Annotated in this window: 21 protein-coding genes; 9 read left to right on the top strand and 12 right to left on the bottom strand. The window is 65.1% G+C overall.

Translation table 11 applies throughout. From position 1 onward, the window contains the following. Positions 1 to 24 precede the first annotated feature (24 nt). Positions 25 to 954: an arabinofuranosidase gene (locus ACTIMF_RS11500; protein WP_442350479.1), complete on the bottom strand. Its 930-nt coding sequence runs from the start codon at positions 952 to 954 to the stop codon at positions 25 to 27. 172 nt (positions 955 to 1,126) lie between these two features. Between ACTIMF_RS11500 and ACTIMF_RS11495 the strand changes: the two genes are divergently transcribed. After that, on the top strand, positions 1,127 to 1,579 hold the full coding sequence (locus tag ACTIMF_RS11495; protein ID WP_442350424.1) for a VOC family protein: 453 nt from the start codon (positions 1,127 to 1,129) through the stop codon (positions 1,577 to 1,579). 13 nt (positions 1,580 to 1,592) lie between these two features. On the opposite strand, the gene ACTIMF_RS11490 is transcribed toward ACTIMF_RS11495, so the two are convergent. Further along, on the bottom strand, positions 1,593 to 2,141 hold the full coding sequence (locus tag ACTIMF_RS11490) for an NADPH-dependent FMN reductase (RefSeq protein WP_442350423.1): 549 nt from the start codon (positions 2,139 to 2,141) through the stop codon (positions 1,593 to 1,595). Between the two features lie 114 nt (positions 2,142 to 2,255). After that, the gene (locus tag ACTIMF_RS11485) at positions 2,256 to 2,645 is read right to left on the bottom strand and encodes a hypothetical protein (RefSeq protein WP_442350422.1); all 390 of its coding nucleotides are present in this window, start codon (positions 2,643 to 2,645) and stop codon (positions 2,256 to 2,258) included. 78 nt (positions 2,646 to 2,723) lie between these two features. On the opposite strand from ACTIMF_RS11485, the gene ACTIMF_RS11480 reads away from it, so the two are divergent. The 3 genes from ACTIMF_RS11480 (at position 2,724) to ACTIMF_RS11470 (ending at position 5,000) form a co-directional block, all read left to right on the top strand. Next, a complete protein-coding gene (locus tag ACTIMF_RS11480; protein ID WP_442350421.1) occupies positions 2,724 to 3,302 on the top strand; it encodes a TetR/AcrR family transcriptional regulator in 579 nt (192 codons plus the stop codon). Beyond that, on the top strand, positions 3,299 to 4,165 hold the full coding sequence (locus tag ACTIMF_RS11475) for an NmrA family NAD(P)-binding protein (RefSeq protein ID WP_442350420.1): 867 nt from the start codon (positions 3,299 to 3,301) through the stop codon (positions 4,163 to 4,165). The genes ACTIMF_RS11480 and ACTIMF_RS11475 overlap by 4 nt, the downstream gene beginning before the upstream one ends. Before the next feature lie 79 nt (positions 4,166 to 4,244). Then, positions 4,245 to 5,000, top strand: coding sequence for an amidohydrolase family protein (locus ACTIMF_RS11470; protein WP_442350419.1), 756 nt, complete (start codon positions 4,245 to 4,247; stop codon positions 4,998 to 5,000). Positions 5,001 to 5,009: 9 nt separating this feature from the next. Here ACTIMF_RS11470 and ACTIMF_RS11465 read toward each other — a convergent pair whose 3' ends face one another. Continuing rightward, entirely contained in the window at positions 5,010 to 6,260 is a 1,251-nt protein-coding gene (locus ACTIMF_RS11465) for a CynX/NimT family MFS transporter (RefSeq protein WP_442350418.1), read from the bottom strand. A gap of 37 nt (positions 6,261 to 6,297) precedes the next feature. On the opposite strand from ACTIMF_RS11465, the gene ACTIMF_RS11460 reads away from it, so the two are divergent. Continuing rightward, positions 6,298 to 6,879 carry a CGNR zinc finger domain-containing protein gene (locus ACTIMF_RS11460; protein WP_442350417.1) on the top strand — a complete coding sequence of 194 codons (582 nt, stop codon included), beginning with the start codon at positions 6,298 to 6,300 and terminating at the stop codon, positions 6,877 to 6,879. 83 nt (positions 6,880 to 6,962) lie between these two features. On the opposite strand, the gene ACTIMF_RS11455 is transcribed toward ACTIMF_RS11460, so the two are convergent. Then, positions 6,963 to 7,556: a TetR/AcrR family transcriptional regulator gene (locus ACTIMF_RS11455; RefSeq protein ID WP_442350416.1), complete on the bottom strand. Its 594-nt coding sequence runs from the start codon at positions 7,554 to 7,556 to the stop codon at positions 6,963 to 6,965. 167 nt (positions 7,557 to 7,723) lie between these two features. Here ACTIMF_RS11455 and ACTIMF_RS11450 point away from each other — a divergent pair, with 167 nt between their 5' ends. Both ACTIMF_RS11450 and ACTIMF_RS11445 read left to right on the top strand, forming a co-directional pair. Continuing rightward, positions 7,724 to 8,578 carry an SDR family oxidoreductase gene (locus tag ACTIMF_RS11450; RefSeq protein ID WP_442350415.1) on the top strand — a complete coding sequence of 285 codons (855 nt, stop codon included), beginning with the start codon at positions 7,724 to 7,726 and terminating at the stop codon, positions 8,576 to 8,578. A 232-nt stretch (positions 8,579 to 8,810) separates the two neighbouring features. Beyond that, on the top strand, positions 8,811 to 9,359 hold the full coding sequence (locus ACTIMF_RS11445) for a TetR family transcriptional regulator (RefSeq protein WP_442350414.1): 549 nt from the start codon (positions 8,811 to 8,813) through the stop codon (positions 9,357 to 9,359). Here the strand turns inward: ACTIMF_RS11445 and ACTIMF_RS11440 are convergent. Both ACTIMF_RS11440 and ACTIMF_RS11435 read right to left on the bottom strand, forming a co-directional pair. Then, on the bottom strand, positions 9,356 to 10,369 hold the full coding sequence (locus ACTIMF_RS11440) for a Rieske 2Fe-2S domain-containing protein (RefSeq protein WP_442350413.1): 1,014 nt from the start codon (positions 10,367 to 10,369) through the stop codon (positions 9,356 to 9,358). The two genes, ACTIMF_RS11445 and ACTIMF_RS11440, sit on opposite strands and share 4 nt — an antisense overlap. Beyond that, a complete protein-coding gene (locus ACTIMF_RS11435; RefSeq protein ID WP_442350412.1) occupies positions 10,366 to 12,789 on the bottom strand; it encodes a cytochrome P450/oxidoreductase in 2,424 nt (807 codons plus the stop codon). The genes ACTIMF_RS11440 and ACTIMF_RS11435 overlap by 4 nt, the downstream gene beginning before the upstream one ends. Positions 12,790 to 13,081: 292 nt before the next feature. Here ACTIMF_RS11435 and ACTIMF_RS11430 point away from each other — a divergent pair, with 292 nt between their 5' ends. Continuing rightward, on the top strand, positions 13,082 to 13,480 hold the full coding sequence (locus ACTIMF_RS11430; protein WP_442350411.1) for a VOC family protein: 399 nt from the start codon (positions 13,082 to 13,084) through the stop codon (positions 13,478 to 13,480). Between the two features lie 33 nt (positions 13,481 to 13,513). Here ACTIMF_RS11430 and ACTIMF_RS11425 read toward each other — a convergent pair whose 3' ends face one another. The 5 genes from ACTIMF_RS11425 to ACTIMF_RS11405 all read right to left on the bottom strand — a co-directional run bounded on the left by ACTIMF_RS11425 (position 13,514) and on the right by ACTIMF_RS11405 (position 17,389). Beyond that, positions 13,514 to 13,672, bottom strand: coding sequence for a hypothetical protein (locus ACTIMF_RS11425; protein WP_442350410.1), 159 nt, complete (start codon positions 13,670 to 13,672; stop codon positions 13,514 to 13,516). 315 nt (positions 13,673 to 13,987) lie between these two features. Continuing rightward, positions 13,988 to 14,263, bottom strand: a complete 276-nt coding sequence (locus tag ACTIMF_RS11420; protein WP_442350478.1) for an alpha/beta fold hydrolase — start codon at positions 14,261 to 14,263, stop codon at positions 13,988 to 13,990. A 15-nt stretch (positions 14,264 to 14,278) separates the two neighbouring features. Beyond that, a complete protein-coding gene (locus ACTIMF_RS11415) occupies positions 14,279 to 14,524 on the bottom strand; it encodes an alpha/beta fold hydrolase (protein WP_442350409.1) in 246 nt (81 codons plus the stop codon). 502 nt (positions 14,525 to 15,026) lie between these two features. After that, complete coding sequence (gene ychF, locus ACTIMF_RS11410) at positions 15,027 to 16,106, bottom strand: redox-regulated ATPase YchF (protein WP_442350408.1); 1,080 nt, start codon at positions 16,104 to 16,106, stop codon at positions 15,027 to 15,029. Positions 16,107 to 16,117: 11 nt separating this feature from the next. After that, positions 16,118 to 17,389, bottom strand: coding sequence for an AI-2E family transporter (locus tag ACTIMF_RS11405; RefSeq protein ID WP_442350407.1), 1,272 nt, complete (start codon positions 17,387 to 17,389; stop codon positions 16,118 to 16,120). A 100-nt stretch (positions 17,390 to 17,489) separates the two neighbouring features. Between ACTIMF_RS11405 and ACTIMF_RS11400 the strand changes: the two genes are divergently transcribed. Then, on the top strand, positions 17,490 to 18,857 hold a 1,368-nt coding region (locus ACTIMF_RS11400), incomplete at its 3' end, for an AlkA N-terminal domain-containing protein (protein ID WP_442350406.1).

The raw sequence follows: 18,857 nt of genomic DNA, 5'->3' as shown, positions 1-18,857 counted from the left end.
GCAACCGACGCGACGTCGGCCCCGTCAGGCCGGTTCTCGCATCACGCCGACGTGACGCGCCCTGCCGGACAGTTCGGGGAGCTCCTTCGTCGGCGACCACGTCTTCATCCCGTCGTCACTGTCGGAGTAGAGGTACTTCCCCGTCGTATAGGCGTCGAGGTACAACCGCCAGGCGCCGCCCGGGAGTTGCGTGACGGCAGGGCCTTCGACCTTCGACCCCCAGTTGCCCGGCGTGACGAACGAGTACGGACCGCCCAGCGACGACGAGACCGCGTGCTGAACGACCTTCTTGGTCTCGTTCTTCGTGAACGCGTGGTAGGTCGCGCCGACCTTGACCACTGTCGTGTCGATATGGTCGGCCCCGATGCCGGCGAGCGGAACGGGTAGTCCCCAGAGTCTCAGCGACGAATCGAGCGCGGTCATCATGTACGGCACGAACCCACCGCCGGTCGAGAGCGACAGGATGACGTGGACCCGTCCGCCGTCGACGAACCATTCGGGCGCCCACGCCTTCGTGACGAACGGCGACAACGACGGCCCGTCTTTGAAACCCGCCGATCCGTTGATTCCGGGAGGCGGGAGCGGCCCCTTGCCGTCGCCGGTTCCGGGCAGGAACGCACAGCACAGCGGAACGGGCCAGTTGCCCAACTGCTCCCAGTGGACCCGGTCGGAGCTCGTGGCGAAACCGATATTGGCGCCGTCGGCGGTTGTATAGGTGACGTAGTACTTCCCGTCGGTATGCCGCATGATGCTCGGATCGCGGACGTAACCCGACGGCGGCCGATACGCGGCCTGCTTGACCGACGTGAAGTCGGTGCCGTCGCTCGATTCGTAGACGTCCATGTCGCGAGCACTGTCGTTGCTGAACCCGACCATCGTGTACCGCCACTGCGGAGCCGAATCAGCGCGCCCGATTCCGGGCGCGCCACCCACCGTGCCGGCGAGGGCCAGCATCGTCGCACAGACGAAGGTTAGGAGGGTACGTCGAATACGCGTCACCCGAGAAGTATCACCGGCATCATTGATAACAGGAACCTCTTGTGTAACATCAGCCCCGAACTGTTACCTCTCTCGGGTAGTCGCCGTATGTGCCGTCACGGCCCGCGTCCGGAAAGAAGGGCGAAGTATGACCGTGAAGATGGATAACGTCGGAATCGTCGTCGACGACCTCGACCCGGCGATCGGATTCTTCACTGAACTCGGGCTCGACCTCCTCGGGCGGACAACGGTCGAGGGCGAGTGGTCCGGGCAGGTGACCGGATTGCCTGGTCAGCGCGTCGAGATCGCGATGATGCAGACACCGGACGGGCATGGCCGACTGGAACTCTCGCGTTTCCTCCGCCCGGCCGTCGTCGCCGACCATCGCCGAGCGCCGGTGAATGCTCTCGGCTATCTGCGGGTCATGTTCAGTGTCGACGATATCGACGACACGCTCTACCGACTGCGCGCGCACGATGTCGAACTCGTCAGCGATGACGTGGTGCGGTACGAGAACGCATACCGGCTCGCGTACCTGCGCGGACCCGAAGGCATCCTCGTCGGACTCGCCGAGGACGTAAGCCAATCCCGCGGCACGTGACCGCCGCGTCGACTCAGGCCTGCGCTTTTCGCGTCAGCCCTTCGAGCTGATCGAGCATCGCGCCCACTTCGTCGTCGTGCCGGTCGGCCGGGGTGAACGTGCCGTCGTCCCAGTGGTTGAACATGTTGAAGTTGAGTTCGGCCCGTGCGACCGGCATCGAGAAGTTGACGACAATCTGCCGCCACTGCTCGACGGCTCGGACGCCGCCGACCGATCCGTGGCCGACGAAGGCGACCGGCTTCCCGACCCACTCGACACCGAGGGAGTCGACGGCGTTTTTGAAGCCGCCGGGCACACCGTGGTTGTACTCCGGGGTTACGAAGACGAAGGCGTCGAAGCCATCGATCGCGTCCGACCACTTCTGCACATTCGGATCGTCGTAGTTCTTGTTCGCGACCATCGGATGAACCGGACTGGTGAGCAACGGGACATCGAAATCGGCGAGTTCGATCAGGTCGTAGGTGGCTTCACTGCGCGCCGAAGCCACGCGATGAACGTAGGCGGCGACCGAACTGGTGGCCCGAGAGGTGCGAAGCGAACCGCTGATGATGCCGATCTTCATTCTGATGTGCTCCTGTCGAAGTGCCCGGTGGTAACCGTGCCCAACCTATCGATCATGGCGCAGATTCGCACCCGGGACCGTGACCGTCGGACCTCCGATGCGCAAGCACGCGAGTCAGCGCGACCGCACCACTCGCGGCCCCACGGTACGAGCGCCCAACGCGACCGCTCGTGACTGCAGACCTCGGTCCGCGGTCACGACCACTGCTCCCTCCCCGCACGCGGTGATCTGCTCGACGACATCCACTATCCGGTCGTCTCCGCTTCCGGGCGCATCCACCACTCGCACCGTATCGGACGACTCGACGCCCCGAGCGCGCCCTTCGACGACCAGCACGACCAGCGGAGTCGCGTCAAGATGCAACGCCACGCGGAGGTCGTCGGGTGCGATGGAGTCACGCAGTCGCCTCGTCGCTCCCGCCCGATCGCGCCACCATCCGTCCGGGACACTTCCGACGCAGTTGGCCGCATCCACCACCACGGTCGTACGCACAGAGTCGGTCATCGTTGTTCACGATGCCATGCCGTCGAGGTCCCGCAGCACGACTAGCCGACTCGAGAGAGTGAGTGTACAGTCACTCACATGCCAGGGACGAAGACCTTATCCACCGCCGAGTCACGACGACCACTCATCGTCGCGGCCGCACTCCGCGCGTTCTCCCGAGGCGGTTACGGCGGGACGACTGTAGCCGACGTCGCTCGTGAAGCAGGGATCTCCACCGCATACGTCTTCAAGCTGTTCCCAGGGAAAGAGCAGCTGTTCGTCGCAGCTGTCGATGCGTGTTTCGACCAGATCGAGGCGACTCTCGCGTCGGCGGACACACCTCCCCGACCAGCGTCGCCCACCGCAATCCTCGACGAGTTGGGCGACGCATACGCCGACCTCATCGCCGACCGGACACTCCTGCTGATCCAGGTGCACGCCCAGTCGGTCGCAGGCCTCCCCGTAATCGGCGACGCGTTGAGACGCGGCCTTGCCCGCATCACACAGTTCGCGAAGGAGCGTTCCGGCGGCACCGATCACGACGTTCAACGCTTCATCGCCTACGGACAGCTCTGCCACCTCGTCGTCGCCGCCGGCATCGCCGACGTCGATGAGGAGTGGGCCCGAATCCTCTCGCTCGATCTCCGCCACCCGGCACCTGGAAAGAGAAGTCGATGACACACGAACCAGACATCCTCGTCGTAGGAGCGACCGGCACTACGGGACGGGCCGTCAGCGATGCCTTGACCGCAGCCGAGATCCACTTCTCCGCGATGTCCCGAACTCCACGACGCATGGCGAGCCCACTCGTAAGACCAGTTCCCGGCGACCTCGATGACGCCGCAAGCGTCCGCAACGCGCTCGTCGGCATCCGCGCTGTCTACCTGGTCACCCCGTCGTCGGAAAAGGCCGAGCGGCAACAGATTCGGTTCATCGATCACGCGATGGATGCCGGTGTCGACCACCTCGTCCTGCTGTCGCAGCTCGGCGCGGACGCCGACTCGCCGGTGCGCTTCCTGCGCTACCACGGCGCGGTCGAGAACTACGCGTCGCAAGCGGGCATCGGCCTGACAGCTCTGCGACCGAACCTCTTCATGCAAGGACTCCTCGCCGTGGCGGGCGCGGTGCAGCACACCGGAACACTCCCCGCGCCGATCGGGTCAGCGGCCGTCAGCATCATCGACGCCCGCGATATCGGTGATGTCGCGGCACACGCTCTCGCCGCTGCACGCCCGATCGGCGTCCAGACGCTCACCGGGCCGGAGTCGCTCACGCATGCGGACCTGGCCAACCGTCTCGCCACGGCAACGGGACAGAAGGTCTCGTTCGACGACGTCGACCCCCGCCGATTCGAGGAACTGCTCGCCGGAGTCCTCCCCGCCTGGCAAGTCGCAGGCGTCCTCGAGGACTACGCCCACTACGCCCGCGGTGAGGCCGCCGACGTCTCCCCCGCAGTGCCCGACCTGCTCGGTCGTCCTGCACGAGGATTCAACGCATTCGCTGCCGACCACGCTGATTCGTTCCGGGCCCCGGCGGAGTGAGGCCGCGCGCCGCGTACCGGATGGAACCATCAGCACACGTGGAGCGGATCGATCATCCGCCGAACTGGAGGGACGCCCCGTGACGCAACCCGTCTTCGACGCCCACCTCCACATCGTCGACCCCGCACATCGACTGCTGGAGAACAACGGGTACGTGCCCGAACCGTTCACCGTCGACGACTACAGGGTGCGCACCGCCGGTCTCGGCATCGCAGGCGGGGCCGTCGTCTCCGGATCGTTCCAAGGCTTCGACCAGGGATATCTCGTCGAGGCCCTCAAGAGTCTCGGCCCGAGCTTTGTCGGCGTCACCCAGATCCCCGCCGACGTCTCCGACCAGATGATCTCCGATCTCCACGAGGCAGGCGTGCGCGCAGTACGGTTCAATGTCGCACGCGGCGGCTCGGCAGACCTAGCGGATCTGGACCGTCTCGCCCGCCGCGTGCACGATGTGAGCGGCTGGCATGCGGAGCTCTACATCGATGCCCGCACCATCGACAACGACCTCTGCGAACAGATCGCCGGACTCCCGGCGGCCAGCGTCGATCACCTCGGTATGCACCGGGACGGCCTACCGAACCTGCTGCGCCTCGTCGAGCAGGGCGTGCGAGTCAAAGCCACCGGTTTCGGCCGGATCGACATGGACCCTGCGACGGCGATCCGAGCGATCGTAAACGTCGATCCGACGGCGCTCATGGTCGGCACCGACCTTCCCTCGACCCGTGCCCGGCGCCCCTTTCACGACGGAGACTTCGAATACATCGCCCAGGTGCTCGATCCCTCGCAGGTCGCCGATGTGTTCTGGGGCAACGCGGCCGCGTTCTACCTCGGAGCGTGACCGACGCTTTCACGTCGCGGTCGCGTCCACGTGCACATCCGCCCCGGCACGGCGCCCACAGATCGCCTGCATGGCGGCCACCGCGACGAGCGCGGCCAACAATGCCGTCCAACCGCCTGTGAGGTCGTGCAGCAGCCCCGCCAGCACTGGGCCGGACGCCGACATCGCGTAGCCGACGGTCTGCGCCATCCCATTCAGCTCCGCGGTACTGCCGTGGGACCGAGCCCTCAGGACCGGAAGCGAGAAGGCCATTGCCGACGTGACGCCGATGCCGACACCGAGGATCACGACCCACAGGAGCGTTCCGGTGCCGGGCACGATCAGCATCCCGAGCAGACCGACACCGGTCACCACGGCCCCCGGGACCGTCACCCACAGCTGGTGGCGTCTGCGCGGGGCGAAAACTGCGACGAGTAACGCGGGTACGAGTGCGACGATGCTCGTCAATGAGAGCGCGAAGCCGGCGACCGATGTGGAGACTCCCCCGGCGACGAGGATTTCCGGCAGCCAGGCGCTGACGGTGTAGAACACGAGCGAGTTGGCGGCGAAGTACAGCGTCACCGCCCAGGCCAACGGCATTCGCCACAGTCCGGGCACCGCCGCTGTGCCGCGTTCTCCCGACGTCGGTGCGGCGACCTCGGGAGCGGCGCCCCTGGTACGCAGCATCGGCAGCCACGAAAGAGCACCGACCACGACGAGGAGACCCCACGTCGAGATCGCTGCGCGCCAGTCGAGGTCGAAGGCGTGTTGGATCGGCAGCGTCAGTCCGGCCGCTAGCGCCGGGCCGACGAACAGCGAGGCCGTGTAGATCGCCATCAGGCCGCCGGATTGGCGCGGGTAATCGCGTTTGATCACGGTGGGCAGCAGGATGTTTCCGCCGACGATCCCCACACCGATCAGCACCATCCCGACGAACAGTGCCGCAATGCCTGGAATCATCCGGACCGCGAAACCGAGTGCGAGGACACCCATCGCCGCCATCACGGTGCGTTCTAGCCCCCAGCGCCGTGCCACCCTGGGCACCCGGCTCGAGAGGACGACGAAGCACAGCAGCGGGGTCGTGGTGACCAGGCCGGCGACCGTCGAAGAAACCCCCAGGTCGGCCCGGGCCTGGTCGAGTACAGGTGCGACGGCGGTGATGCCGGGCCGCAAGTTGAGCCCAACACACGCCACCGCGATAGTCGCGACCCACATCGGTACGATCCATCGCCGCCCCGCGGCCGCGACCTCGGTCTCATTCTGTATCAGCTGCTCAGCCATGTCGCCGACACTAGTGTTCGCCGGTACCCTAGTCGACATGGACGATCATCCAATAGGCCATTACAGTTGGTGGACGGCGGACCTCGCGGTCCAACTCATCAACTCAGCCCCCGAATTCGGTCGAGCTGAGTTGCTCACCGAACCGGCGGACGTCGACGCACTGCTAGCGGCGCAGGGTGCACGATCCTCGCGCGTCGCCACCGAACACGATGTTCTGGCGCTACGCTCAGTCCGGTCGCGACTCGCCATCGCAGCAACCACCAACCGTGAGCAGGCTGCCGCGCTCCTCAACGACGTCGCCGCTGACGCCGGCGCTACACCGAGGATGACCTGCCATGACGGGCATGATTGGCACATCGACCACCACATTCCCGGAGACTGGCCGTGGCGGCACATCGCCGCCGAATCCACTGTCGGACTAATGGGTCTCCTGCTCGACGACAGCCGTGGGCGGCTGCGGATCTGCGAGGCCGACGACTGCCACCGACTGCTCGCCGACCGGACCAAGAACGGCTCAACCCGCTTCTGTCCGGGCCTCGGCTGCGCGAATCGCGAGCGCGTCCGACGCTACCGCGCACGGAAAGCGGCGGACGTCGAGGCGCCGCCCACCATGAAATAGTAATGCCCTAATTAATGTTGATGTGACGAATTCTACTTCCGCTGCGTCGCCGCATTTAGGGCAGCATCATCGAGCCCGCGAGGTCAGGTGGACGCGCCTGACGATGCGCAGATCCCACCGAGTACGAACGCGGTTCGGCGATCGTAGTCGGCGCGGGCCGGCCGGCCCCCGCACTTGAGGACCAGGGCATTGTCTCGGGCGAGCGCCTGGAAGTCTTCGGGCGCGAAGTCATCAGCCAGAACACCCGCGGCGCGCCCCTGAGCGACAAGGCTGTCGTGGAAGGCCGTTCCGGCATGACACAGGGCGAGCAGCGGCTCGGAGTCGCGATACTCCTGCAGCAGAACATCATTGACCGCTGGGAGTCGATACTGCAGATCCCGGAGTGCATCGACGTAGGAGCAGATCCGCTCTCGGATATCGACAACGGACCGCGCATCCTCAATGACAGTCCGCAACTCCACCGCGACGACCTCGTCGATGACGGCATCGATCAGCCCGACTCTCCCGCCGAGTCGATTGAAGATAGTCCCCTTGCTCACCTCGGCGGCCGCGGCGACCTCCTCGAGCGGAGCAGAGAAGCCCTGCTCCCGAAACACCTGAACCGCCGCGTGCCGGATCCGGTCGACGTTTCGGCGGGCATCCGAACGGAGAGTCGGCGCACCACGGGAATCGGACACGTTCCAGCCCCCTTCCGCGTCGACGATTAACTTGACCATAGCAGTCAAGTTAGTGAAGGATGGGACCAGTGGAAAATTGACCACCCAGGTCAACTTCATCTTCGCCATTGCCCGACGGGATCGCAGAGCACCACGTCGGGTCACCGTTTCCAGGGAAGGGACATGAAATGATCATCGTCACCGGAGCTACCGGCACTCTCAACGGAGCCACGGTGGAGCATCTTCTTAAGCGGATACCGCCGCACCGAATCGGCGTCAGCGTCCGCGACCCCGCGCGTGCGACACATCTGGCCGATCGAGGGGTCCGCGTGCGGCAGGGAAGTTACGACGATCCAACGGCTCTGCGTCATTCGTTCGCTGACGCCGATCAAGTACTCCTGGTGTCCTCCAGCGACCTCACTGCTGACGTCGTCGCACAGCACCGCAGGGCGATTGATGCTGCCGTCGACGCGGGGGCTCAGCGGATCCTGTACACGAGCGCCCACGGGGCAGCTTTCGACACCCCGTACCCACCGCTCGCGATCCACGCGGCCACCGAACAGCACCTCTCAGAATCCGGAGTCGCCTGGACCTCGTTGCGCAACGGCTTCTACGGGGACCCCGCCCAACTGCTCGGCGCGTGGCAGGACACAGGCGTGATCGCCATGCCCGCCGACGGCCCGTTCTCCTGGATCGATCGCAGCGATGCCGCGGAGGCCGCCGCCGCGGTAATCACAGCGGACGATCCACATGAGGGCCCGATCGAACTGACACTGCCTGAGCCGGTCACGCTCGCGGACTTCGCCGCTTCCGTTTCGGAGCTCAGTGGTCGCCACATCGATCGCGTCGTCGTCGACGACGAGACATGGGTGGCCGAGGCGACATCCAGTGGAATGCCCGAGACGGTCGCGCGTTTCACCCTGTCGATGTTCCAGGCGACGAGGAGCGGGTATTTTTCGGGTTCGGAACCCACGCTCACGCGCCTTCTGGGGCGCAGGCCCCGCAGCATCACCGATCAGCTGAAGGATCTGGACATCACGTGACGCAACGCGAACGCAGCGAGGGCGGGCGAATCCTACTTCCGCTGCGTCGCCGCATGGACCTTGGACTGGTGATTACGCCCAGGGCACCGGCTCCCGCTCAGTGCCAGGCCCCGAGCAGAGATACGTGCCCTGGGCGTAATCGGACAAGGCGGCGGATCACCCTGTCCGACATCTCTCCTGCTGTTGTCATCCAGCACGACATGAGCCGATAGAGTGTCGTACACTGAGACACGTGAACGGGCCAGCCTTCTATGACGAACTCAGGGCCATCCGCCTCGAGCGCTTCCTTGACGCCGCCGTCGCGATCATCACAGAGGACGGGTGGGACCGGCTGAGCATGACCCGGGTCGCCCAACGCTCGCGAGTGCCGCGGCAAAGTCTTTATAAGGAGGTCGGCACCAAGTCAGACCTCGGCGAAGTGGTCGTGTCGCGCGAGGTCGAACGGTTCGTGGCTCGTGTGCGCGAGGGCATAGACGCCCATCCGGACTCCATCGACAGGGGCCTGAGGACGGCGGCCCACTACGCGTTGGAGTACGGCCAGACCAATCCGGTACTCGCAGCGGTCCTGCGTCCCGGCCACGATCCGAAGCTTCTCGCCATGCTAACCGTTCGACCAGAGGCCGTCCTGACCCAGGCGAGCTCCGCGATCTCCGCCATCGTTGGCGACAGGGTGTCCGAGGGCACTGTGGACACGATGGTCCGGTTGATCCTGAGCCACCTGTTGCAGCCGACCGTCACGATCGACGAGGCGGCCGACCGGGTCATGCGGGCCGTTCATTAACGGCCGCGTTCCTCCTCGATCATGGACTGCATGATCCGTCGCGCGAATACCGCGGCCCGATCGGCCTTGACGTTCAGGTAGCGCCGCGGTGTGGTGTCCTCATCGAGACAACGCTGCATGGTCTCGAGCACGGCGAAGTCGCGGTTGGCCATCTCGTGGAAGACTGCGGCCAACCGCGCACCCGCATCGGGGGCGGCGGCCGAACCGCGCCAGGACATCTGCAGAAAGACATGTGTCGACGTCGGCGACTCAGGCGTGAGACCGTGTGTCCGCACCACCTCAAGCTCCACTCCGGCGGCGCCGGTGATGGTGTAGGTCTGCTTGTGCAGGCCGGGCGTCACGAACGTGCCCGTCTCCGTACGAGCGAACATCTCGGCGCTGTCGAGGCCCGCGATCTGGGCCTCCCACGGCGCTAGCGGCGCGGCGGGTAGCTCGCGGACATAGGAGACCGAGACCTCCGACACTTCAACCGCTTCGAGCGGGGGCAGCGCCTCGATGCCGGGCGGCACCATCTCGGGATGCATCGCAAAAACGTTGGTCAGGTCGAGGTAGTGCTCGTGTAACAGCAGGAGGCCGGCGTCGACGTCGCGCAGCTCCCCCACGCTGTTCCACCCGTCGTCCCGAAGCCACGGGATTGCCGGCGGGGGCCGCAGTCGTTCGCCCCCAGGCGCGCCAGTCCAGATCCAGATGAACGGCGCGCGTTCGACGACGGAATACGAGCGCACCTGGGCACCGGAGGGCGGGCTGTCCTGCGAAGGTACCCGCACGCAACGCCCCTGCGCATCATAGGTGCAGCCGTGGTAGCCGCAGACCACCAGGTCACCTTCGCGGTGGCCGGCCGATAGTGGATACGGTCGATGTGCACAGCGGTCTTCCAACGCAACCACCGATCCGTCGGACGAGCGGAACATCAGGACCGGGTGTCCAAGGATGCGTCGGGCGATCAGGCCGTCGCCGACCTCGTCGGAGGTGACGGCGACATACCAGCAGTCCCGGGGGTAAGCGTTCATACGTCAAGCACCAGCTTCTCTGACAGCGAGCGGGAGACGCAGGGCATCATGGTGGCGCCCTGTTCTCGTTCGGACCTGGACAGGATCGAATCACGGTGGTCGGGCGTGCCGTCGAGAACGTCAACCTCGCAAGTCCCACAGATCCCTTCCATACACGAGCCCAGCACGGCGGCACCCGCCTCCTCGACGGTCTCGAAGATCGACTTGTCCTCGGGTACGGTCACAGTCAGGCCCGACCGCGCACATTCGACCTCGAACGAGTCCAGCGCGTCATCGGATACAGCGACCTGCTTGGCTGCGAACCGCTCGAGGTGCAAGCTGCCGTCGGGCCACGTCGCACATCGCTCCTCGACGGCGTCGAGCAGGGCGCCTGGACCGCAGCAGTACACCAAGGTGTCCGACCGCGGCGTACCCAAGACCGTGTCGAGATCGAGGAGACCCTTGTCGTCCTGCGGCCAGATCGTCACCCGGTCGTCGCTTTCGAGTCTGTCGCGAAACGCCATCGACGCGCGCGACCGGCCACCGTACAGCAGGCTCCACTGCGCACCGCGCGCCTCGGCCGCGTCAATCATCGCAAGAATCGGGGTGATGCCGATGCCGCCGGCGATGAACTGGTAACGCGGCGAGGCGACCAGTGGGAAATGGTTGCGCGGTCCTCGCACCCGTACCGTCGCGCCCTCGATGAGCTCCTTGTGGACGAATGCCGACCCGCCGCGGCTGCTCGGGTCGAGAAGGACACCGACCTTCCACGACGACGCGTCCGCCGTGCTGCCACACAGGGAGTACTGCCGGGTCAGCGACGGGCTGAGAACCAGGTCGACGTGCGCACCGGCGGTCCAGGACGGAAGCTGAGTTTCCGACGGGTCGGTCAGCGTGAGCTCGACGATCCCTTCGGCCACGGGCCGCCGCGCCTGGACCTGCAGATCGATCTCGGTCTCCGTGGTGCTCGTGACCCAGCCGTCGCGGGCTCCGTACCGTGCGGTCTGTGGGACTAAGACAGCTCGCCCAACTTCTTCTCGCTCCTCCCTCGGGCGCGGTTCCTGACCGATCGGGGTGAGTTTGACCATCATCTTGGTGTAACCCCGGACGAAGTTCGACTGCAGGTACTCCGGTTCCTCCACGACCTCGATGTCGGCGAAACGCGCGAGCAGCTCCTCCCATAGGATCCTGAGCTGCAGTTCAGCCAGGCGGCTGCCCATGCAGCGGTGCACCCCGATGCCGAACGAGAGGTGATTGCGTCCGTTGGGTCTGCCAATGATGAAATCGTTGGGGTTCTCGAACGTCCGCTCGTCGCGGTTCGCCGACGCGTACCACATGACGACCTTGTCGCCCTTGCGGATGAACTGGCCGTTGAGCACGGTGTCCTTCGTAGCGATCCTGCGCATGTAAGCCAGCGGAGTCTGCCAGCGGATGATCTCGTTGACCAATTTCGGGATCAGGCTCGGATCGGCTTTGACGCGCTCGAACTCGTCCGGGAACTGGTTGAGTGCGAGGACTCCGCCCGACATCGAGTTGCGGGTCGTGTCGTTGCCGCCGACGACGAGCAGGATGAGGTTGCCGAGGAACTCCATCGGGCGGTTGATCAGATCCTTGGTGTCCTCCGACAGCTGCATCAGCGTGATCAGGTCGTAGCCGGGCTTCTCCCCGGCGGCCAAACGGGCCGCCTTGTCGTGCCACAGGGCACTGAAGCTCTTTGCCATCTCGACGGCGGCTTGCCACATCTCGTCGATGTCGCTCTCGCCCCCGGACGCGGCGGCACCCGCAGCGGTCACCTCGGTCCAGTAGACGAGCTTGCGACGCTCCTCGTAAGGGAAGTCGAGCAGGGTGGCAAGCATCCGGGCGGTCAACTCGATGCTGACCCTGTCCACCCAGTCGAACGGCTCGTCGACCGGCAGGCTGTCGAGCACCTCTTGCACGCGTGAGCGGATCAGCCCCTCAAGCTCGTCGAGATTCTGGGGAGCAACGACCGCCTGGACGGCTTCACGCTGTTGGTCGTGGCGCGGCGGGTCCATCGCGATGAACATCGCAACATCCAACCCCTCAGGCGGGGTACCGATGACGATCTGCGGCTCTGCGGAGAACGTCTCGAAGTCTTTGTCCACGGCGATGATGTCTTCGTACCTCGTCACCGACCAATACGGACCGAACTCGCTCGACGCCCGGAAGTGGACCGGCGCCTCGTCCCTCAATCGCTTGAAGTACGGCAACCACTGCCCCTGCCGCCACATGAACGGATTGCTCATGTCGATATCGGTCAGCGCAACGTGGTCGACATCGGGGATGGTTTCCTCGACGAAGACCGGCGGCTTGTCGCCACGCACTCGCGCCTTGACCTTCTGGTACACACGCATGCCCTTGACTAGGCGTTCCATCGGAATCGTCGCCTCGGCCCTAGTGCGGACCTGATCGAGAACACTCATGCGTAACACCTCTCAGTGTGGGCTGTCTAACAGTAGCGACACCAGACAAACACAAGTCGCACGAAATGACAATCCTCAGTTTTTTGTCAACGAACAATACAACATAGACATATTTGTTTTAGGCCGCGCAGCATCTTGGCGAACGGTGCGCTTGTCCACACTCACTGCAACGATCGCGCGGTGGTGTCGGCCATAGGTTCAGCATCCACCGGACAGTTTTCGCCCGGTATCAGCCGTAGCGTCGCATCCGTATCCACCGCCGTGGACTGCACTCATCTCAGAAGGAGAAGCCATGCAACTCGCAGCTACCCGCATCATCACCGACGACATCGACGCGCTCGTCGGGTTCTACGAGGACGTGACCGGCATCAGCGTCGAGCGCCTGCATCCGCTGTTCGCCGAGTTGCGCACACCGTCCGGAACCCTCGCCATCGCGAGTTCGGCGACAGTTCCGTTGCTCGGTGAGAACGTCGCACAAGGGCGATCGAACCGCTCTATCATTCTGGACTTCCGCGTCGACGACGTCGATGCGACGTACGTGGCGCTCCAGGACACCGTCGCTGAATTCGTAAGAGTGCCGACAGACATGCCGTGGGGCAACCGTTCGCTCCTCCTCCGCGACCCCGACGGAAATCTGATCAACTTCTTCACCCCGATCGGAGAGTCTGCCCGAGCTCAGTTCACGGATTGACCCCGCTCACGTCGAGGGCTTGGAGATAGCTCGTCACATACCCTGTGCCGCAAGCGATGTCGGCGACGACCCACCGCCGGCACCGCGTACCAGCTCCGCGACGAGAGTCACGCTGGCGCGCAAGTAGGGGTTGTCTTCGAGCAGGTCCACAACCTTCTCGGCGTAGCCGGCAGCGTCGACGTCATACGACATACGACATACGACATACGAGTCTCGAACAGCCAGTCATTCGACATCATTTGGCGCTTCCGACAACGAGGAGAACAGGTGGACTCGCTCGACACGGGCGAGCCAGTCCGCAGCCATGACACGCAGAAAGTCCGGCCGTTCATGGGGCAACGCGTGGCCGGTGCCATCAAGCACGGCAGCTGTGGCGTGTCGATAGTGGGTGACGAGATCGAGGGCAGCCGCGTACCCGGCTGTCGAGTCCAGCCGTCCCGCCAGGATGAGCGTCGGTTCCTCGTATGCACGCGGAGAGGCGGGCGTGATTTCCCATTGCTCCCCGATTCACGCGAGCGCCGCTTCGTCCGCACGAGCCGCTCCCGGTGCCACGTACTGCTCGTACCGTGCGAGCATTTCCTGGGTGTGGATGACGAAGTAGTTGCGGAACGAGCCATCGCCGATCTCGTCCGACCCGACGATGACGGCATGATCAGGGACGTCCTGGCTGCCTCGGAGGATCGGGTAGATCAGTGCGAGCCCGGCGACTCGGTCCGGCTCCCGCGCAGCTATCGCTTGCGCGAAATATGCGCCTGCGGAGTGACCGATCAGTAAACAAGGCAGTCCGCCCGCGACCTGTCAGACGAATTCACGCAAGACCCCAAGCACGTCGTCGGCGCTGCACAGGTCGGCGGGGGCCACGGTCTGACCCATGCCGGGTAGGTCCGGATAGACCCGTCTGAACTCGTCCCTGCCATCGAAAATCGGCTCGAAACAGGCCTCGATCTCGTGGTGATCCACCCCGGCTCCGTGTAGCAGCAGCACGGGCCGACCGGCGCCGTGCTCCACGTAGTGGACCACCGTCGACCCGGCTTGCACCTCCATGCCACCAGGGTAGTGCGGTGCCCGGCTCGGCACGATGCTTGTCACGATCGACCGGGGACTTGACCCGCAAGGCCAAGAAGCTCGCTCCCCTGCTACTCAGACGGAAACGCAGTGACCGCCGGGAAACCGTCGCGATGATTCCGAGCTGTTCCAGCTGCAGTGTGTGGAGAAACTACCGCCATCGCGCGAGCGCCTCCCGCTCCGTAGACATCGTACGTCCGAGCAGTACCGCGATCTCGGTGGTCAGGACCGCGAATGGCGTTCTGATGCGAAATTCGGTCTAGATCAATAAGCGGCCTACGTGATGGCACCTTATTCATGCAAGGATGCCTCTGCATAAGCAAGGAGACGGTGCGGGCCGCTCGTAGCAAGGCCAGAGCATGCCCCTTGGTGCCGCAGACCAAGATTGCCGTCGATGACCCATTCGGGCTGGTCGATCAGATCAGCCTCGACGGCGGGACCTAGTATGCGTCGGAGAATCAGACGTTGGACGGGGACTCGACTACACGTTGAACCTAAACTCCACCACGTCACCATCGGCCATGATGTAGTCCTTGCCCTCCATTCGGACCTTGCCCGCAGCCTTGGCGTCGTTCATCGAACCGGCCTCGTCGAGGGCTTCGAACGAGACGATCTCGGCCTTGATGAAGCCCTTCTCGAAGTCGGTGTGGATGACGCCCGCCGCCTTCGGTGCGGTGTCGCCCCGACGGATCGTCCACGCACGCGCTTCCTTCGGGCCCGCCGTCAGGTACGTCTGCAGTCCCAGGGTGTGGAAGCCGGCGCGGGCCAGCTGCCGCAGGCCTGCCTCGTCCTGGCCGATCGACTCCAAGAGTTCTTTGGCGTCGTCATCGTCGAGCTCGAGCAGTTCACTCTCGACCTTCGCGTCGAGGAACACTGCGTCGGCGGGGGCTACCGCGGCGCGCAGCTCGTCCTTGCGCGCGTCATCGGTGAGGATGCCCTCATCGGCATTGAAGACGTAAAGGAACGGTTTCGCCGTCAGCAAATGCAGCTCGCGGACCGATGCCAGGTCGAATGAGTCCTTCGCGGAGAACAGCGTCTTGCCGCCGTCGAGGATCTCCTGCGCCTTATTCGCTGCACCGAGAAGGACAGCGAGGTCCTTGTTCTTGCGTGCGTCCTTCTCCAAACGCGGCAGCGCCTTCTCGAGGGTCTGCATGTCTGCGAGGATCAGCTCGGTCTCGATGACCTCGATATCGGCGAGCGGATCGACGCGACCGTCGACATGCACGACATCGTCGTCGGCGAATACGCGGACCACCTGGCAGATCGCATCGGCTTCACGAATGTTGGCGAGGAACTGGTTGCCCATCCCCTCCCCCTCGGACGCACCCTTCACGATGCCCGCGATATCCACGAAGCTCACCGTGGCGGGCAGGATCCGCTCGCTGTCGAAGATCTCCGACAGCCGATCAAGGCGGGCGTCGGGCAACTCGACGACGCCGACGTTCGGTTCGATGGTCGCGAACGGGTAGTTCGCGGCCAGCACGTCATTACGCGTCAGCGCATTGAACAGCGTTGATTTTCCGACGTTGGGCAGGCCGACGATTCCGAGGGTAAGGCTCACGGGGCGTCAGTCTATCCGCCGCCTTCGGCCTTCGCCGCCGCGGCATCCTCCTCGGCCACCGTCTCCCCCGCGGCCTTGCTTATCTGCTCCAAGATGTACCGGAGCGCGACCGCCAGGCACGACACTGCGGGCACTGCGAGGAACGCGCCGGTGATACCGAACAGCGTGCCGCCGAGCGTGACCGACAGCAGGACGATCACGGCGTGCAGATCCATCGACTTGGCCTGAAGCCACGGCTGCAGCACATTGCCTTCGAGCTGCTGCACCACGAGGATGATGCCCAGAACGATCAGCGCCTTCGTCACACTCGCGGACACGAGCGCGATCAACACCGCCAAGGCCCCCGCCACGAACGCACCGACGATCGGAACGAACCCACCGAGGAACGTGATCACGATCAAGACACCCGCCAGCGGGACGTTCAAGATCAACAGACCGGCACCGATCAATGCCGCATCGACGAAGCTCACGATGGCCTGCGTCCTGATGAAGCCGCCCAATGTGTTCCACATCCGCAGCAAGACCTCGCCGAGGTGTGACCGGTCCGGCGCGGTACCCATCGTACGGTTGAGCCACGGGACGAACTTGGGTCCGTCCTTCAAGAAGAAGAACACCAAGACTGCCGTCGTGAACAGGGTGACGAGCACAGACGTCGCGACGCCGACACCGTTAAAGACACCGGATGCGATGGCGCTGGCGCTCGCCTGCAGCTTGGCGGTGATCTCGTCGACGAACGAACTGATCTGCTCGTCACCCACGTTCAGCGGCGGCCCCTGCGCCCAGTCTTGAATCTTCTGGACGCCGTTGGTGGCCTGACTCGCGAGGGCAGGCGCCTGATCGACGATCGACGGGACGATGAGCCCGATGACACCTCCGACCACGCCGAGCGCAAGGAGTATCACCAGGAGCACGGCTGCGGCGGGCGGCACTCGACGCGCACGCAGCCACCGGACCGGAGGCCATAGGACGGTGGCGACAACGATCGCGAGAACCACGGGAAGCAGGATGACCCAGAACTTGGCGAGCACGATCAGCAGGACATATAGGAACGCAATGACGAGAATCATCTGCAGGCAGACGACCGACGTAGACCTGAGACCTGCCAAGAACACGCGTCCGCGCGATGTGCCCGCCGCACCTTCCACGCCCGGCTCGTCGGTCTCAGCCTCGTTAGAGGCTATACCGTCAGCGGCGACATGATCGGCCTCCTCAGCAGCCACGTATTCGGCAGGCACGTCATCGGCGCCGTCGGCCGATTCGGCTCCGTCGTTCGACTCCTTCACGCCCTCATGGTCACACAGTGGTCCGACAAATTCCGCCTGGCACACCGCCATGTCTGATTTCCGCTAGACGAAGCCTCTCGCACGTGACAGCGTTAGCGGTGTGAGAACGACACTCGCCCCGTCACCGCTCGACTTCGAGCGGTGCTACCGAGCACTCGCAGCGCGCGACACCCGGTTCGACGGCCAATTCGTCACCACCGTCCTGACGACCGGAATCTACTGCCGTCCGTCCTGCCCGGCCCGCACACCGAAACCCGACAACGTCCGGTTCGAGTTGACCGCCGCAGCCGCAGCCGCACGCGGCTTCCGCGCCTGCAGGCGGTGCCTTCCCGACGCGACCCCCGGCTCGCCGCTGTGGAACACCCGGTCCGATCTGGCGGCGCGCGCGATGCGCTTGATCGCGGACGGAGTCGTCGACCGCGACGGCGTCGGCGGACTCGCGGACGCCCTCGGCTACACCGAACGTCATATCAGCCGGGTGCTCGTGGCCGAACTGGGTGCCGGAACCGTCGCGCTCGCGCGGACACACCGAGCGACGGCGGCCCGGCTACTCCTAAACGGCACCGATATGTCGATCGGCGACGTCGCGTTCGCAGCGGGGTTCTCCAGCATCCGCCAGTTCAACGACACGATCCGCGAGCTCTACGACGCGACGCCGAGCGCCCTCCGCAAATCTGGCAACCGCACAGGGCGACCGCCGGCGGGCGACACGATCACGCTCCGGCTCCCGTTCCGACCGCCGTACGATGTCGCGTGGACTCTGTACGGCTTGGCCGCACATGCCGTAGACGGCCTGGAGCACTGGGACGGATCCACGTTCGAGCGCACGCTTCGTCTACCCCACGGTCCGGCGTCGGTGCGCCTGGCCATCGCAGGCGATCACGTCGTGACGACGTTCGAGCACCTCGACATGCGTGACCTGGGCGCCGCCGTCAACCGTGTCCGCCGCCTCCTGGACCTGGACGCCGATCCCGTCGCCGTCGACGATGCACTGGGCAGCGACCCGATCCTGCATCCGCTGGTGAACGCTCACCCGGGCATCCGGATCCCGGGCAGCGTCGACGGCGTCGAGACCCTCGTCCGGGTGATGATGGGCCAGCAGATCAGCGTGAAGGCCGCGCGCACCCGAATCGCCCGGCTGGTCGCCGACCTCGGTGAACCCGCGGGCTGGCCGTCCGTCGACGGACGGCCGAACCGCCTGTTCCCCACCTCAGAGGCGATCGCCGAGCACGGACCGTCTGTCTTGACCGGACCCGCGCGCTCCGTCCGATCGATCACCGCCGCGGCAGCCTGTGGAGGACGAATGGAACTCCACTCCGGGGTCGATGCGTCCAACTTACGAGCGGACCTGCTGCGTGTGTCGGGCGTCGGCGACTGGACCACCGACCAGGTCGTGATGCGGGTGACCGGTGATCCAGACGTCCTCACCCGCCACGATCTGGTGATCGACCGGGCACTCGCCGGCCTC

This window comes from Gordonia sp. (in: high G+C Gram-positive bacteria) (assembly GCF_052106715.1).
In the GTDB taxonomy this organism is placed as follows: domain Bacteria; phylum Actinomycetota; class Actinomycetes; order Mycobacteriales; family Mycobacteriaceae; genus Gordonia.
The sequence above is the reverse complement of the archived record's forward strand: the minus strand, read 5'-3'. Positions and strand labels throughout refer to the sequence as shown.

Coding starts and splice junctions, on each gene's coding strand:
- ACTIMF_RS11500 (WP_442350479.1), bottom strand. CDS start 954: ATGCTGGCCCTCGCCGGCACGGTGGGTGGCGCGCCCGGAATCGGGCGC.
- ACTIMF_RS11495 (WP_442350424.1), top strand. CDS start 1,127: ATGACCGTGAAGATGGATAACGTCGGAATCGTCGTCGACGACCTCGAC.
- ACTIMF_RS11490 (WP_442350423.1), bottom strand. CDS start 2,141: ATGAAGATCGGCATCATCAGCGGTTCGCTTCGCACCTCTCGGGCCACC.
- ACTIMF_RS11485 (WP_442350422.1), bottom strand. CDS start 2,645: ATGACCGACTCTGTGCGTACGACCGTGGTGGTGGATGCGGCCAACTGC.
- ACTIMF_RS11480 (WP_442350421.1), top strand. CDS start 2,724: ATGCCAGGGACGAAGACCTTATCCACCGCCGAGTCACGACGACCACTC.
- ACTIMF_RS11475 (WP_442350420.1), top strand. CDS start 3,299: ATGACACACGAACCAGACATCCTCGTCGTAGGAGCGACCGGCACTACG.
- ACTIMF_RS11465 (WP_442350418.1), bottom strand. CDS start 6,260: ATGGCTGAGCAGCTGATACAGAATGAGACCGAGGTCGCGGCCGCGGGG.
- ACTIMF_RS11460 (WP_442350417.1), top strand. CDS start 6,298: ATGGACGATCATCCAATAGGCCATTACAGTTGGTGGACGGCGGACCTC.
- ACTIMF_RS11450 (WP_442350415.1), top strand. CDS start 7,724: ATGATCATCGTCACCGGAGCTACCGGCACTCTCAACGGAGCCACGGTG.
- ACTIMF_RS11440 (WP_442350413.1), bottom strand. CDS start 10,369: ATGAACGCTTACCCCCGGGACTGCTGGTATGTCGCCGTCACCTCCGAC.
- ACTIMF_RS11435 (WP_442350412.1), bottom strand. CDS start 12,789: ATGAGTGTTCTCGATCAGGTCCGCACTAGGGCCGAGGCGACGATTCCG.
- ACTIMF_RS11430 (WP_442350411.1), top strand. CDS start 13,082: ATGCAACTCGCAGCTACCCGCATCATCACCGACGACATCGACGCGCTC.
- ACTIMF_RS11425 (WP_442350410.1), bottom strand. CDS start 13,672: ATGTCGTATGACGTCGACGCTGCCGGCTACGCCGAGAAGGTTGTGGAC.
- ACTIMF_RS11415 (WP_442350409.1), bottom strand. CDS start 14,524: ATGGAGGTGCAAGCCGGGTCGACGGTGGTCCACTACGTGGAGCACGGC.